Below are 16030 nucleotides of genomic sequence, written 5' to 3'. Positions count from 1 at the left end.
TTGATTGGCTGGAGTGAAGTGTAGTCGTATCGACCGAGGGGGAGGAAGCGGCGAAGGGCGTAGCCCGCAGCCGCTTCCTCCCCCTCGGGGCTCAGAATGGCGCGTCCGGCTCCGCGGTCACATCCAGGGACTCGACGGGCCGCGCCGCTCGGCTCACCTCGCGCGCCCGGACGCGCGCCTTGGCCGTCTGACTGCTTTGCTGGAAACGGAAGGATTCGTTGCCCGTTTCCACGATGTGGCAGTGGTGCGTGAGACGGTCGAGCAGCGCAGTGGTCATCTTCGCGTCGCCGAACACGGCGGGCCATTCGGCAAAGGTCAGGTTCGTCGTGATGATCACGCTGGTGCGCTCGTAGAGCTTGGAGATCAGGTGGAAGAGCAAGGCTCCCCCGGCCTGGCTGAAGGGTAGATAGCCCAGTTCGTCGAGGATCACGAGATCGACGTGCATCAGCGCGTGCGCGAGCCGCCCCTGTTTGCCTGCGGCCTTCTCCAGTTCCAGACTGTTGGCGAGCTCGACGGTGGAGAAGAAGCGTACCCGCTTGCCGTGCTCAGTGATCGCCTTGACGCCCAGTGCGGTCGCCAGATGAGTCTTGCCGGTCCCGGTGCCGCCGATGAACACGACGTTGGCGGCGGCATCGGTGAAGGCGGCGGTGGCGAGTTCATCGATCAACTTCGCATCGACTTTCGACTTGCCGAAGTCGAAGCCGGACAGATCGCGGTGCATGGGGAAACGCGCCGCCCCCATCTGATAGCGGATTGAACGCACATGCCGGTCGGTGACCTCGGCCTCGAGCAGACACTGAATGAGCCAGCCGGCGCTCTGGATGCCGACCCCGCCTTCCGCGAGCAATTCATCGTAACGCTGGGCCATGCCGTGCAGACGCAGCGATTTCAGTTCGGCGACAATCTCACGCATGATCGTTCTCCGCGTGCAGACGGTCATAGCGGCCGGCGTCGGCAAGCGGTGCCTCGGTCACCGCGAGTACCGTGTCGAGTGGTGTCGGTGGGGGCGCCTGGCGCAGGCGGGCGAGCACATTCTTGACGTGCTCCGCGCTGGGCGTGCCGGATTCGAGGATCAGTTCGACCGCCACCAGCACGTTCTCCAGGCCGTGTCGGGGGACGTGCGCCAGAATGTCGGCCATCAGCCGATCGCCGCCCGGGCGTTTGACGAGCAGCGCCCGCAGTCGCTGTAGCGGCGCCGGCAAGCCCTCGAAGGGCGCACCGTTACGCAAGGCACCCGGCTTGCGTTCGAGCAGCGGCAGGTAGTGCTGCCAGTCGTAGATGACCTGGCCGCGCTCGAAGCTGCGCGCATGGGTGGCGACCAGGCCGTCCTCGGCATGGATCTCGATCCGCTCGGGGTACAGCCGCAGGCTCACCTTCTGGTTGGCGAAGGCGCACGGGACCGAGTAGCGATTGCGCTCGTTCGTCACGAGACTGGTACTGGACACCGGCACGATCGCCTCCACGTAGCCATCGAAGCTCGGCACCATTGGCATCAAGGCATCGCGCTCAAGCGTGAGGGCGTCGGCGATGGTGAGGTGCTCGGCGTCCGGGTACGCCAGTTCCGACCACAGCGCCTGGCAGCGCACCTCGAGCCAGGCGTTCAGTTCGGTGAAGCTGCCGAAGCGCCGTTGCAGCGCCTCCTGCCACAGGCGCCGCCGGCTGTCCTGCACGTTCTTCTCGACGACCCCTTTCTCCCAGCCGCTGGCGACGTTGCAGAAGTCCGGATCGAACAGGTAGTGCGACGCCATCGCCGCGAACCGCGTATTGACGATGCGCCGCTTGCCCACGCCAACCTTATCGACGGCGGTCTTCATGTTGTCGTAGATGCCGCGTCGGGGAATGCCGCCGAACACCCGGAACGCACGCGTGTGCGCATCGAACAGCATCTCATGGCTCTGCGTCGGGTAGGCCGCGAGCATGAAGGCGCGGCTCGCACAGAGCTTCGTGTGCGCGAGCAGCACCTTGCGATGGAAGCCGCCGATCACCAGCGACTCCTCGCTCCAGTCAAACTGGAAGGCCTCGCCGAATTCGAATTTGAGCGGGATGAAGCTCGATTTCGCCGGCTTCCCACCGGCCTCGCGCCAGCGTCGCACGTACTCGCTCACCCGCGAGTAGCTGCCCGTGAAGCCCAACTCCTGCAACTGCCGAAACAGCACCAGCGCCGTGCGCCGCTCCCGCTTCGCCCGGCGGGCGTCCGCCTCGAGCCACTGAACGAGGCGCGTCTCGAAGGGCGCCAGCACCGTCTCCCGCGCCGTTCGCCGGTACTTCGGTTCGGCCCCTTCGCCCGCCCTCAGCCATTGCCGCACCGTGTTGCGCGACAGCCCCGTGCGCCGGCAGATCTCCTTGATCGACAGCCCGTCGCGAAAGTGCAACCGCCGAATCTTGCCCAGCATGTTCATGGTGATCATCTCCTCGAACCCTGCTCAAACATCGAGCAGGCAGGTTAATCACCGGGGTCAATTTTCAGCGCGCATAACCCGCGAAAGGGGGTCAATTTTCAATGCGTAGCAACAGGGCTGCGTGAACACCGTCGCGTAGCCGTAGCCGCAGATCAGCGTGTTGTTCTGGTTCGCGCCCCAGGCGGCGTGGCGCAGCGGCACGAGCACCTTCAGCGCGGTGTCGCGCAGCGCGGGCGGCAGCATGTCCGCGAGCCCGCGCGACTCGACGAAGGCAAAATTCGCTTCCGTCGTGTCCTGCTGGCGGGCGCGGGCCAGCGTGTAGGTGCTGTAGTAGAACTGGCGCGGGTCCTTCAGCGCGTACCAGTCCTTCATCACGATCTTCGTGATCTTCGTGTCGTAGAGATCCTGGTCGGGATCCCAGGTCGGCTTGTAGTGCAGGTTTTCGGCGGCCTGGATGTCGTAGCTGCCTTCCTGATAGCGCGATGCGGGCTTGTCGCCGAAGCGGCGCGCGAGGTGGTCGAAAGTGTTGCGCAGCGGCTGAATGCTCACCGTGCGAAGGTCGATCTGCATGGATGTCTCCTGGCGCTCCCGGTCGGGGAGCGCTGTTCTCGATTTATCGGAAGCGGGTGCGGGTCGCGTCGGCGAGGCGCCAGTCCCAGTCGGTCTTTTCGGTCGAATCGGGCTCCCCCTGCGGCTCCAGCATCTCGACCGCGTTGCACTCGCAGAACTCGGCGAAGGCCTCGCGCGTCAGGATCATCTCGACCGCGAGGTCCGGCTCGCCCACCGCGAAATCGAACTCGACGAAACCGTTGGGACGCTCGCCGGTGACGCGCACGAATTTGCGGCGGGTGTCGAACGCGGTGGGAGTCGCAAGGCTGCTCATCGCCCTGCCCCTCAGCTCACGACCGTCAGGAAGGTCTCGTGGAGCTTGCGCTGGGGGTAGTCCAGGCCCTGGCCGAAGTTGTCGAAGGTCCAGGTCAGCGGCTCCGTGTTGTCCGGATAAGGCTGGTAGCCGCCCATGAAGGTCTCGAAGCGGTTGCCGGACGGATCCCATGCGTAGATCGTGCAGCCGCGCGTCACGCCGTGGCGCGTCGGGCCGATGTCGACCGCCACCTTGTTCATCGACATGATGTCGCCCGCGCGCAGCACCTGCTCCCAGCTCTCCATCAGGAAGGAGCAGTGGTGCAGCTTGCCCTTCTCCGGGTACTCCGCGAAGGCGATGTCATGCACCTTGTGCGAGCACGACAGCCAGATCGCGGCGTTGTTTTCGCCGTCCGGCGTCAGCACGCGCTCGACGAGGTAGAAACCCAGCACTTCCGTGAAGATCTTCTGCACTTCCGCGACGTTCGGGCCATACAGCAGCGCGTGGTCGAGCCGCACCGGGCCGATGCCGTGCTCGCGCTGGCGCGTCCAGGGCGCGGGATTCACGATCGGCAGGCCGTTGCCGATCACGGTCTTCTCCGCGTAGAGCTCCATCACGTGACCCGACGGCAGCTCGAAGCGCACGCGCTCGCCCGTTTCCAGCATCTCGCCGGCCGGGATGCGCTCGGTCTTGATTCCGTACACCTGCAGATCCGCGTCCAGCTTGTCGAGCGTGGCCTTGTCGAGCACCTTGAACGCGAAGAAGTCGATACCCGCACGGTCGGCTTCGCGGATCACGTAGCTGTTGTGATCGCGCTCGTCCCAGCACTTGAAATACACGCGGCCCTGCGCGTCGCAGCCCGTTTCGACGAGGCCCAGTACGTCGCGATAGAATTTCACCGCCTCTTCCAGGTTCAGAACGCGCACCTGGGCGTGGCCCGGGCGAAGAACGCCAGTCATTGCCATGTCTCTTGTCTCCATTGTTCTATGTGGAACGGTCTCGGCGACTCATCCGCCATCCGGGTCCTTGGGTCGTCTTCACGCCGCTCGAACCGGAACTGACGATTTCGTCACTCGGGGCGATCAATCAATCCGTCTTATGCCGCCCTCAGGCCCACTAACGCAGCGGCCGTGCCATGTTCGACAAGTGATTGTTTTTTCGAGATTCTTTGGAAACAATGGAGAAGTGGGTGAAATTCCCCACTGACACTTTTGTCCATCGGGCGTTTCCGCCTTACAAAAACGTCACGATGCAGTGCACAACCCGTCGGCCCAGGGCATGACCGACGGAGCGACGGGTGACTCATCGGCTTTGCTGACTGCCACGGGTTGGTCGGCGATAATGGCGGCCAACTTTTTGCACGCCATTTCAGGATTCCGCATGGAAATCAAGGTCAATTTTCTCGACAAGCTTCGCCTTGAGGCCAAGTTCGACGACTTCACGGTAATCGCCGACCAGCCTATCCGCTATAAGGGCGATGGCTCGGCGCCGGGGCCGTTCGATTACTTTCTGGCTTCGTCGGCCTTGTGTGCGGCTTACTTTGTGAAGTTGTACTGCGACACGCGCAATATCCCGACCGAGAACATCCGCCTGTCGCAGAACAATATTGTCGATCCGGAAAACCGCTACCAGCAGACCTTCAAGATCCAGGTCGAGTTGCCGCCGGATATCTCCGAGAAGGACCGCCAAGGCATCCTGCGCTCCATCGAGCGTTGCACAGTCAAAAAGGTCGTGCAAACCGGGCCCGAGTTCGTGATCGAGGAAGTCGAGAATCTGGATGCCGACGCCCAGGCCTTGCTGACACTGAACCCGGCGTCGGAAACGAGCACCTATATCGCCGGCAAGGATCTGCCGCTGGAGCAGACCATCGCCAATATGTCCGGGGTGTTGGCGGACCTGGGCATGAAGATCGAGATCGCCTCGTGGCGCAATCTGGTGCCCAACGTGTGGTCGCTGCATATCCGCGATGCGCACTCGCCGATGTGTTTCACCAACGGCAAGGGCGCGACCAAGGAAAGCGCCTTGGCCTCGGCCCTGGGCGAATTCATCGAGCGGATGAATTGCAATCACTTCTACAACGACCAGTTCTGGGGCGAAGACATCGCCAACGCGCCCTTCGTGCATTACCCCGAAGAGCGCTGGTTCAAGCCCGGCCGCAAGGATGCGCTGCCGCGTGAAATACTCGACGACTACTGCCTGCAGATCTACAACGCCGATGGCGAGCTGCGTGGCTCGCATCTGTACGACACCAACTCCGGCAATGTGGAGCGCGGCATCTGCACCCTGCCCTATGTGCGCCAGTCGGACGGCGAGGTGGTGTATTTCCCGACCAACCTGATCGACAACCTGTTCCTCAGCAATGGCATGAGTGCCGGCAATACGCTCGCCGAAGCGCAGGTGCAATGCCTGTCGGAAATCTTCGAGCGGGCCGTCAAACGCGAGATTCTCGAAGGCGAAATCGCCCTGCCCGATGTGCCACGCGAAGTGCTGGCGAAATATCCCGGCATCCTGGCCGGCATCGAGGAGCTGGAAAAACAGGGCTTTCCGGTGCTGGTGAAGGATGCGTCGCTGGGCGGCGAGTTCCCGGTGATGTGCGTCACCCTGATGAACCCGCGTACGGGCGGTGTGTTTGCATCGTTCGGGGCGCACCCGAGCCTGGAGGTGGCGCTGGAACGCAGCCTGACCGAGTTGCTGCAGGGGCGCAGTTTTGAAGGCCTGAACGATCTACCCCGGCCCACCTTTGAAAGCAACGCCGTCACCGAGCCGAACAACTTCGTCGAGCACTTCATCGATTCCAGCGGCGTGGTGTCGTGGCGCTTCTTCAGCGCCAAAGCCGATTACGAGTTTGTCGAGTGGGATTTCTCCGGCCACGGTGAAAACTCCAATGCCGACGAAGCCGCGACCTTGCTCGGCATTCTCGAAGACATGGGCAAGGAAGTGTACATGGCCGTGTATGACCAGCTCGGCGCAACGGCCTGCCGCATATTGGTGCCGGGTTATTCCGAAATCTATCCGATCGAGGATCTGATCTGGGATAACACCAACAAGGCGCTGCAGTTCCGCGCCGATATCCTGAACCTGCACCGCCTGGACGATGCCGGCCTGGAAGCACTGCTCGAACGTCTGGAAGACAGCCAGCTCGATGACTACACCGACATCATCACCTTGATCGGCATCGAGTTTGACGAGAATACCGAATGGGGTCAGCTGACGATTCTGGAGTTGAAGCTGCTGATCAACCTCGCCTTGCAGCAATTTGAAGCGGCGAAAGAGCTGGTCGAAACCTACCTGCAGTACAACGAAAACACGGTCGAGCGCGGATTGTTCTATCAGGCCTTGAACGTCGTGCTGGAGGTGCTGCTGGACGACGAACTGGAACTGGACGATTACGTGGTCAATTTCCGCCGGATGTTTGGCAACCCGCGGATGGACGCGGTGCTGGGGTCAGTGGACGGCAGCGTGCGCTTCTTCGGCCTGACTCCAACGAGCATGAAACTGGAAGGGCTCGACAGGCACCAGCGCCTGATCGACAGCTACAAGAAACTGCACGGGGCGCGGGTCAAGGTGGCGGCTTGATCCAGCGATGATCCGGCGTGGCCGGAGGCAGGCGTCGAACACACCTGGACCGCTGGCGCAGCCAGGAAGAGCTGACCGGCCGGTTACAGCGACGAAAGCTGAACTCGTGCTCCCGGCCACAACCGGACAATCATCATTCAGGCACTGCCGCCGAAAGAACGACAACGTCGTCCTGAAGCCGGTCAGACAACTCATCACGTTACTTGATCCAATGGGCTGTTCACCCCCTTGAGTGCCTGTAATCAGCCCTGCTCTTGTTGTTAAGTAAGCGCCCTAAGACAGCCCACCATGCCTTGCATTTACTGAGCGATTCCAAAAGGCGTATTATGCATTACGCGTTCAACAGCTATCCAAGACACCTATCTGATCGGAAGACCAATGCTGAACCGCTTTCAAGGAGTCGCCCCCGTTGCAACGCCCTCGCCGTATCGCGTTGATCACGGGCAGCCTGAATGTATCAGCGTTGCCAGCAGGGGTGTCCAGTGAAAGATGCTTTGGAACGCAAAATGACAATCACCCGGCGCCTGCTGCAGGCACTCGCCTTGAATGGGCACCCGAATATCAAGCCGCTGCCTTGTTGGGCAACGCTCATTTTTCTAGCGATTCTATATTCATACCTTCTGAGCCCATTACTCACTTATTATGTGAGAGGCGTTCCGACAAAAGAAAAATTAGAGATTCTTGATGGAACGTGGAGACAAGAAGGCGAAGTGCGCTCAGGAAAAAACAGGATATTGCCGCCTCTCTACTTTATTGACGGAGAGTTTGGCTCACGACAAATGCACTGTGGATTTAAGCTACAACAAGCATTATGTGGATTCCCTTACGGGCCAAGTCTTCAGACTGGGGATAAGGTGCGCCTCTACTACGACCGCTCCTTTGGAATACTCGCCTATTATTTTCCGGACCACCCCGTAAAAAGCGGAATGGATTACCAAACTGGCGTCTATACATACGCACGTCCAGAAAGGCTACTTCTCCATAACGGCAAAGCACATGCACTCCTTCCGTTGCTTATTTTGGCGTATGCGCTACTGGCTTTTCTTTGTTGGCAGGAGCTAAAAGAGAAGGATTTATCGTAAATCGCCAATAACAAGGATCCTGCAAGTCAAATGCGGGCATGGATAGTTTGTAAGAATAAGCCAGACCATGAGCGATCAGGCTGGCAATGCAACCCAATTGGCTTTAACGCTATTGTCGGCCAGTGGCGACCTATAACTAATTGGGGCAAATGTTCGGCAGTCGTGAGAAGACGATGTTGAATTTCGGTCGCACTGAAGTTCACGCACCTATGCAATGGATGTCCAACCGGCAGCGACAACTCCACTCGAGAGGCTGACCTCGAGTCGTTGAGGGACTGATCGGCAGCAGGGGGTCGATACCACCAATTCCGCGAATCGGGGGACCTGCCGTTCGACGGTACTGCGCGCCGGGCGGCGGATTTCCGCAACTACTCAGCCGCGTTGGCATCCTGCTTCAACCGATACGCAAGCTGCCGCCGCGTAATCCCGAGCAAGCGCGCCGCATGCGTCAGGTTGCCGTTCGCGCGGCGGACGGCGAGTTCGACGAGGCGGCGCTCGTGGGCGTCGAGGTCGAAGCCTTCGTCGAGCAGGGCCTCGTACAGGCGCCCGCGGTTCGATTCGACGATGTCGGCGACGAAGCCCTCGCGCCCGATTTCGGCGCCGGGCTGGTTGCCCGGAGCGCCGGCGGCGAAGAGGTGTTCGAGCTCGATCTGGCCGCCGGGCTCGGCGAGCAGCACGCCGCGTTCGATCAGGTTTTCCAGTTCGCGCACGTTTCCCGGCCAGTCGTGCGCGAGCAGCGCCTGCATCGCGCGGTCGGTGATGCCTTCGATTTTCTTGTGGTACGTAGGGGCGATCTTGTCGACCAGCGCAGTCGCGAGCAGCGGAATGTCCGCCTTGCGCTCGCGCAGCGGCGGGATGGTGACCGGATAGGTCGCGAGGCGGTAGTAAAGGTCGGCGCGGAAGCGGCCTTCGGCGATGGCCTGCTGGAGGTTGACGTTGGTCGCCGCGACGAGGCGCACGTTAACCTTGCGCGTCTGGTCGTCGCCGAGGCGTTCGATCTCGCCGGTCTGCAGCACGCGCAGGAGCTTGACCTGGGCGGCAGGTGACAGGTCGCCGACCTCGTCGAGGAACAGCGTGCCGCCGTTCGCGCGCTCGAAGCGGCCGGGGCGGGAATGCTGGGCGCCGGTGTAGGCGCCCTTCTGCACGCCGAAGAGTTCGGATTCGATCAGGTCGTGCGGGATCGCGGCGCAGTTGATGGCGACGAAGGGCTGGTCGGCGCGCTCGCTGTGGTCGTGCAGCCAGCGCGCAAACATCTCCTTGCCGGCACCGGTCTCGCCGAGCAGGAGCACGCTGATCGGGCTCTTGGCGGCCTTGTTGACGAGGTCGAAGGCGCCGCGGAAGGCCGGGGAGTTGCCGACGAGCTGGCCGCCCGGCCCCTGTTGCGCGGACAGCGTGGCCTTGAGCTGGCGCACGTCTTCCTGCAGCTGGCGCAGCTTGCATTCGACGTTGTCGGGCCGGAAGTAGTCGAGGTAGTCGTCGTCGAACTTCCAGTCCTCGGCGGGCTTGCCGACGATGAGGCAGCGCGGGTCGCCCTTGCCGGTGCATTCGACTTCGCGGAAGACGATGAACCGCTTGAGGAAGTAGCTCGAATAGCCGGATGCGTAGCCGACGAGGCTCCAGCAGGCGACGTCGTCACCGACGCCGAAGTGCTGGATATGCGATTCGGCCTCCCAGGAGTTCTCCCACAAGACCTCGCCGTAGAAGGTGCCCCGCTCCCAGTCGATTTTGGCGTCGAGGATGGTGGGTTTGACGAGCCCTTCGAAGGCGTGCAGTTCGGGGCCGATCTGGAAGGCGTCGTAGGCGTTGAGCTGGTTCGAGAGTTTGCCGGCGAGTTCGGCGTCGTGACGGCCGGAGGCGAAGCCCATGCGCAGCAGCAGCCCCTTCGCCCGTTTCGCGCCGAGCGTATCGAAGAGTTCCTTGCGCAGCGCGCCGAAGGCCTGCGCATGGAACATCAGCATGCGGTTCTCGCCGAGCCAGATGTGGCCGCTGTCGACATTGAACCGCAGCCGCGAGCGCAGGTTGAACTGCTCGATCAGCTTCTCGTGCATCCGGCTATCTCTCCTCGCCGGGGGCCGTACGTGCGGCGCCCTACTTGTATTGATTGACGTCTAATTATCGCTCGAAGCGGTCACGTTCATCAGTCTGGCGAAGAGTTTCCTGAGACTTTCGTCGTATTCGCCGCCCACGCGGAAGTCGCCGTTGTCGCGGAAGGCGCGCTCGATCATCCGCCAGTCCTCGTCGGCGAGGTGCCGGCGCGCGGCGGGCAGGATCTGCTCCTCCTCGGTGTTCAGGTGCCGCCACTGCGCCTCGACGAAGGCGTCGATGACCTGCGCGAGTTCGCCGACGTGTTCGGCGTGCTGCCGGCAGCGTTCCACCGCGGCCTCGACGGCGGCGATCTGCGCGGCACCCGCTTCGTGCTCGCGGCGCAGGGCGGCGAGCACGTCGTCGGCCTCGTGGGTGCGTGCGGCGAGCTTCGCGAACAGGAACTGATCCTCCTTCGGGTGATGCAGGACTTCGGGGAAGGCCTTCATGTACCGCAGCAGTCCGGCGATGAAGTCGAGGTCGGGCGCTTCGCCGCGTTCGCTCGCCTGCCGCATCGCGGCGCGCAGGCCCGTCAGCACGGACGCGATGGAGCGGTGTTCGTCGCGGATGATGCCGATCGCCGCCGTCGCCGCGTCGTCCGCGGCGTTGCGTTCGACGGTGGCGACGAGGACCGGCAGGCGGGCGTGCGCGAGCACCTTCTGCGTCTGCGATCCGGGCACCAGCGTGCGCAGGCCGCGCAAGCAGTGCGAAGCCATGAAGATGAGGTCGCAGCCGCGCTCTTCGGCGACCTGCAGGATCAGCTCCCACGGCCGGCGGCCGGTGCGTACGACCGTGTCGCATGGCAGGTCGTGCTGCCCCGCGGCCGAGCGCGCCTTGGCGAGGATGGCGTTGGCGTCGCCCGCGGCCTGCTCGGCGAAGTCCTGCGGCGCGAGGGTGCGCAGCAGCGCGCCCTCGTCGGTCCCGCCGAGGTCGTCGCGGGCGGTGAAGAAGGTGATGCGCGCGCCGAGCGATCGGGCGAAATCGACGGCCTGGGTGACCAGGTTGGTCGCGAGCTCCGAGCCGTCGAGCGGCACCAGCAGATGACGGTACATGTTGTATCTCTCCGAATCTCGTCAGACCGCGACCGTCTTCTTCGGACGCAGCAGGAAATGGCCCAGCGCAGGGAGCAGGATCAGCGCGCCCAGCATGTTCCACACGAACATGAAGGCGAGCAGGATGCCCATGTCGGCCTGGAACTTGATCGGCGAGAAGGCCCAGATGGCGACCGCGATGCCGAGGGTGATGCCGGTGAGCACGACGACCTTGCCGGTGAAGAGCAGCGCCTTGTAGTACGCCTCCGACAGGCTCATGCCGTTCTTGAGCTGGGCGAGCGTGACGGTCATGACGTAGAGCGCGTAGTCGACGCCGATGCCCACCCCCAGCGCAATCACCGGCAGCGTCGCGACCTTGACGCCGATATTGAGCCCGACCATCAGCGCCTCGCACAGCACCGAGGTCAGCATCAGCGGCAGCACCGCGCAGATCACCGCGCGCCACGAGCGGAAGGTGACGAAGGCGAGGATGATGACCGCACCATAGACGAGGAACAGCATCTCGACGTTGGCCTTCTTCACGACGATGTTGGTCGCCGCCTCGATGCCGGCGTTGCCCGCGGCGTTGAGGAAGCGGATCTCCTCGCTGCCGTGATTGGCGGCGAAGGCCTCGACCGCCTGCACGACGCTGGTCAGCGTGTCGGCCTTGTGGTCCTTGAGATACACGTAGACGGTCGTCAGGTCGCAGTTCTGGTTGAAGAGTTCGCGCGGCGCGCGGGTGATGATGGCGTTGAGCATGTCCTGCGAGCGCGGCACCTCGAACCACTTGAGGCTGCCTTCGTTCATGCCCGCGTGCGACACCTTGGCGAGGCCCGCGAGCGAGCTCGTCGCCTCGACGCCGGGCAGTTGCTGCAGCTCGCGTTCGAGCGCATCGACCGACATCAGGGTGTCGTAGTGCGCGCAGGCGTATTGCGGCGTCTTCACCATCACGATGTACACGTCGCTGCTCGCGGCGTAGTTGGCGACCATGAAGGCGTTGTCCCGGTTGTAGCGCGAATCGGCGCGCAGCTCCGGCGCTCCCGGCGCGGTGTCGCCGATCTTGAGCTGGAAGCTGATCGCGAGCCCCGCGAGGCCCATGACGACGCCCGCCGCGACGGCGATGCTCGCCCATTTGCGCTGGGTGAAGAGGTCGAGGAAGGCCCAGAACGGATGCTTGCCGTGCCCCGCATCGTTCGCTTCCATCGTCTCCGCGCGCAGGCTGCGCTCGGCGGCCACGGGGCTGACGCCGGTGTACGACAGCAGGATCGGCAGCAGCACGAGGTTGGTGAAGATCAGCACGGCGACGCCGATGCTCGCGGTAACGGCGAGATCCTGGATGACCTGGATGTCGATCACCATCAGCACCGCGAAGCCGACGGCGTCGGCCAGCAGCGCGGTGACGCCTGCGAGGAAGAGGCGGCGGAAGGTGTAGCGCGCGGCGACCAGCTTGTGCGTGCCGCGGCCGATGTCCTGCATGATGCCGTTCATCTTCTGCGCACCGTGGCTCATGCTGATGGCGAAGACGAGGAAGGGCACCAGCACTGAGTACGGGTCGAGCTCGTAGCCGAGCGTCGGCAGCAGGCCGAGCAGCCATACGACCGCGACCATCGAGCACAGCACGACTAGCAGCGTGCTGCGCAGGCAGCGCGTATACCAGTAGAGCACCGCGGTGCAGATGCCGATCGCGATGGCGAAGAAGATGATCACCTGTTGCAGGCCGGCGATGAGGTCGCCGACGACCTTCGCGAAGCCGGTGACGTGGATGCCGACGCGGTCGCTCTCGTACTTGGCGCGCAGCTCCTCGATGCGCGCCGACAGCTTCGCGTAGTCGATGCGCTCGCCGGTCTCGGCGACCTTGTCCTGCAGCGGCACGAGCACGATGCTCGACTTGTAGTTCGCGGCAACGAGCTGGCCGATCTCGCCGGAGCGTTCGACGTTGAGCCGCACCTGTTCGAGGCTGTCGGGCGAAGCGTCGTAGTCGTCCGGGATCACCGGGCCGCCGTCGAGTCCCTCCTCCGTCACGCCGGTCCAGCGCACCGCCGGGGTCCACAGCGACTTCATGTACGGCCGATCGACGCCGGGCAGCAGGAAGAGCTCGTCGTTGATCTTGCGCACGGCGTCGAGGTAGTCGGGGTCGAAGATCGTGCCGTCCTTCGCTTCCACGGCGATGCGCAGCGTGTTGCCCATGCCGGCGAGCTGTTTGCGGTTCTCGAGGAAGTTCGCGATGTAGGGATGACCGGTCGGGATCATCTTCTCGAAGGCCGCGTTCAGCGACAGCCCGCGCGCCTGGAAGCCGAGGACGAGGGTCGCGGCGAGGCACAGCAGGACGATCACGAGGCGGTTGTTGAACAGCAGGCGTTCGCCGAGCGAACCCGAGCGGGAGTCGAAGGCGGCAACGTCGGCGACGACGGCGCCAGCTGGCAGGGCGTGCGCGTGGCTCATTTTTTCAGTTCCGAAACAAGGAGGTCCGGCTCGACGCGGGTCAGGCCACGTGGACCGGAGAGGATCAGGGCACCATCGGCGGCCTGCACGAAGCCGGTCAGGCCGCCGGCGGGTGGCACGGCGAGCGCGGACAGGCTGTGGCCGTCGTCGGTGCTGCGCAGCAGGCGGCCGCTCTCGTCGCCCAGCAGCAGGGAGCCGTCCTTGAGCGGATGCCCGGCTGCGATCGTGACCGGCTGGCCGGTGTCGACCCGTTCCCAGCTCGCGCCGGCGTCCGTGCTGCGCCACGCGTTGCCGCGCAGGCCGAACGCCATCAGGGTCTCGGCGCGCGTGCGCAGGATGCCGAAGTAGGTGCCTGCATACGGAGTGCGCACTTCGACGAAGCTCGCGCCGCCGTCCGTGGAGCGGAACAGCGCGCCCTGCTCGCCCGACACCAGCAGCAGATCGCCGTCGCCGCGCACCTGGTAGAGGTGTTTGCCGCGCTGGTTCGGAATGCGCCCCATCAGCGAGTGCCAGCTCTTGCCGCCGTCGGTGGTGCCGAGCGCGAGGCCGTAGGCGCCGACGACCCAGCCCCGTTGAGCGTCGACGAAGTGCACGCCGAGGAAGGGCTTGTCCGGGCCGTCGGCGACGAGCGATTCGGCCTCGCGCACGCGGCGTGCCGCCTGTGCGCCCTCTCCGGCCTGCGCCTGCGCGTCGTCGAGGACGAGTTGCGCCGCCAGCTTGCCGTCGAGCTGGCGCTGCCAGCTTTCGCCGCCGTCGGCCGTGTGCAGCACGACACCGCTGTGCCCCACCGCCCAGCCGAGCTGCGGCGTGGGGAAATGGACGTCGGTCAGGGCGACGCTGACGGGCACGCGCGTTGCCTGCCGCCAGCTGCGGCCGTGATCGTCGGACAGCAGCACGGTGCCGCGCTCGCCGACCGCAACGAGGCGTTCGCCGGCGCGCGTCACCGCGAGTTGCAGGGAGCGGACCGCGCGGGCATTCACGGCCGCCGGCAGCTCGAGCAGGTCGGCCACCGGGGCCGAGGCCGCGGGCACGGTGAAAGTCAGCGCGGCCGCGAGGAGCGCGGTGGCAGGCACCACGCTGCGGCTGGACGAAAGAAGTGGGCGCATCATCGGGACTCGGATCGAAGACAGGGAAAGCGGAACCCGACCCCGGCGGGAGGAGAAACCGGGATCGGGTCCGCAACCGGACAGGCGTCAGCGCACGCCTTCGGCAGCGACGGCGTCACCGGTGAAGTAGGTTTCCTGCTTGCGCGGCACGACCTTGAAGTCCTCACCGTTGAGCGCCTGGATCACGCTCATCGTGCCGGCCTGCAGGTTGAACACGGTCGCGGTCTTCATCAGCGTCGCCGGCACCGACGGGACGACGAAGGGCGTGACCTGGGTGGTGCGCCACAGCTTGCCTTCGGCGTCATAGCCATCGACCAGCGCGATCAGCCAGGTGTCCTCGTCGAGGTAGTAGCGGCGCTTGGGCACGGCATGGCGCTTGCCCGGCGCGACGGTGGCCTCGACGACCCACACGCGGTGACGCTCCCAGCGCACCTGGTCCGGGTTCAGGTGGTGCTTGGCGATCGCGTCTTCGAGCTTGGCGCCGATGAGGCCGTTGTTGTTGTACGGGATCAGCAGCTCCTGCTTGCCGACGAGCTTCCACTGGAAGCGGTCGAGCGAGCCGAAGAAGCCCTGCACTTCGTCGAAGTAGTTCGCCCCCGAGGCGACGAAGTCCGGCGTGTCGTAGGAGACGGTCGGCGCGCGGCGCACTCGGCGCTGGCCGACGAGGTATTGCCAGGCCTGGCGCGCGTTCTTCTGGTCCACGCTGTCGCGGATCACCAGCGACTCGCCGGCCTTGAACGGAGGCTCCAGCGTGTTGAAGCGGAACATCGCGTACTCGCCCGACCAGCTCTCCGGCGTGGCGTCGTCATAGTACTGCGGGTACTGGAACGCAATCTCGTTGCGCGTCGCCAGCGTGTGCGTGCCGTCCGCGTTGCCGACGATGTTCTTGAAGCGGTACTCGATCGACGGCGCCTCGACGCGCATCAGGTAGTTCCACATCACCTCGACGCCTTCCTTCGGAATCGGGAAGGGCGTGCCGCCGATGCAGCCCTCGATCGAGTAGCCGCCATCCTTCAACTTGCATCGGGTCGCGTTCCTGGCGACGTTGTCATACACCTTCTGCGGCGCGGCGGCCGTGCGGTGGGTCGGATAGACGTCGAGCCGGAAGCTCTCCGGGTACTTCTGCAGCAGCGTCTTGGTGCCTTCCGAGAGCAGCGCGTCGTACTGGGCCATGTTCTTCGCATTGACCTGGAACGCGGGCTTCTCGCCGGCGAAGATCTCAAGCGGGATGTCGCCCATCTTCTTGCCGGACAGCGGCTTGGTCTGGCCGCCCTCCCACGACGGGATGCTGCCGTCCTTGTTGCCGGCCTTCTCCGCGCCGAGCGGCGTGAGCGTGTTCTTGAGCTTCGCCGCCTCGTCGGCGCTCACCGCCGCGTACGCACCCTGGGTGCCGAGCAGCGCTGCTGCAAGGGCAGCCGAAAGAATGAGTTGTTTGTGCATGGTCGTCTCC

11 protein-coding genes and 1 pseudogene are annotated in these 16030 nt (G+C 64.2%); 2 read left to right on the top strand and 10 right to left on the bottom strand.

Going from position 1 to position 16030, the window contains the following annotated elements:
• Nucleotides 1–91: 91 nt before the first annotated feature.
• The 5 genes and pseudogenes from istB to U5817_RS10175 form a co-directional block, all read right to left on the bottom strand.
• Nucleotides 92–916 (bottom strand): IS21-like element helper ATPase IstB, encoded by an 825-nt coding sequence (gene istB / locus U5817_RS10195; RefSeq protein WP_407281012.1) that lies wholly within the window; start codon nt 914–916, stop codon nt 92–94.
• A complete protein-coding gene (istA, locus tag U5817_RS10190) occupies nt 906–2399 on the bottom strand; it encodes an IS21 family transposase (RefSeq protein WP_407278191.1) in 1494 nt (497 codons plus the stop codon). Before istA ends, istB begins: the two co-directional genes overlap by 11 nt.
• Nucleotides 2400–2504: 105 nt before the next feature.
• Nucleotides 2505–2969: pseudogene (locus U5817_RS10185) on the bottom strand (phenol hydroxylase); the annotation flags it as partial.
• A 43-nt stretch (nt 2970–3012) separates the two neighbouring features.
• Nucleotides 3013–3282 (bottom strand): phenol hydroxylase subunit, encoded by a 270-nt coding sequence (locus U5817_RS10180; RefSeq protein ID WP_407280636.1) that lies wholly within the window; start codon nt 3280–3282, stop codon nt 3013–3015.
• 11 nt (nt 3283–3293) lie between these two features.
• Nucleotides 3294–4226 (bottom strand): catechol 2,3-dioxygenase, encoded by a 933-nt coding sequence (locus tag U5817_RS10175; protein ID WP_407280635.1) that lies wholly within the window; start codon nt 4224–4226, stop codon nt 3294–3296.
• Nucleotides 4227–4641: 415 nt separating this feature from the next.
• On the opposite strand from U5817_RS10175, the gene U5817_RS10170 reads away from it, so the two are divergent.
• The gene (locus tag U5817_RS10170; RefSeq protein ID WP_407280634.1) at nt 4642–6837 is read left to right on the top strand and encodes an OsmC domain/YcaO domain-containing protein; all 2196 of its coding nucleotides are present in this window, start codon (nt 4642–4644) and stop codon (nt 6835–6837) included.
• Nucleotides 6838–7319: 482 nt separating this feature from the next.
• On the top strand, nt 7320–7919 hold the full coding sequence (locus U5817_RS10165) for a hypothetical protein (RefSeq protein WP_407280633.1): 600 nt from the start codon (nt 7320–7322) through the stop codon (nt 7917–7919).
• 368 nt (nt 7920–8287) lie between these two features.
• Here U5817_RS10165 and U5817_RS10160 read toward each other — a convergent pair whose 3' ends face one another.
• From U5817_RS10160 to U5817_RS10140, 5 genes are all read right to left on the bottom strand, one after another.
• Nucleotides 8288–9967 (bottom strand): sigma 54-interacting transcriptional regulator, encoded by a 1680-nt coding sequence (locus U5817_RS10160; protein ID WP_407280632.1) that lies wholly within the window; start codon nt 9965–9967, stop codon nt 8288–8290.
• Nucleotides 9968–10027: 60 nt separating this feature from the next.
• Nucleotides 10028–11053, bottom strand: a complete 1026-nt coding sequence (locus U5817_RS10155; protein WP_407280631.1) for a universal stress protein — start codon at nt 11051–11053, stop codon at nt 10028–10030.
• 21 nt (nt 11054–11074) lie between these two features.
• Nucleotides 11075–13474, bottom strand: a complete 2400-nt coding sequence (locus tag U5817_RS10150; protein WP_407280630.1) for an efflux RND transporter permease subunit — start codon at nt 13472–13474, stop codon at nt 11075–11077.
• Nucleotides 13471–14583, bottom strand: coding sequence for a WD40/YVTN/BNR-like repeat-containing protein (locus U5817_RS10145; protein WP_407280629.1), 1113 nt, complete (start codon nt 14581–14583; stop codon nt 13471–13473). Before U5817_RS10145 ends, U5817_RS10150 begins: the two co-directional genes overlap by 4 nt.
• An 84-nt stretch (nt 14584–14667) precedes the next feature.
• Complete coding sequence (locus U5817_RS10140; protein WP_407280628.1) at nt 14668–16020, bottom strand: DUF1329 domain-containing protein; 1353 nt, start codon at nt 16018–16020, stop codon at nt 14668–14670.
• Nucleotides 16021–16030: the final 10 nt, after the last annotated feature.

The sequence above is a fragment of the Aromatoleum evansii genome, assembly GCF_045689615.1.
In the GTDB taxonomy this organism is placed as follows: Bacteria; Pseudomonadota; Gammaproteobacteria; order Burkholderiales; family Rhodocyclaceae; genus Aromatoleum; species Aromatoleum evansii.
Note: the sequence above shows the minus strand (reverse complement) of the source record. Positions and strands in the feature narration are given on the sequence as shown.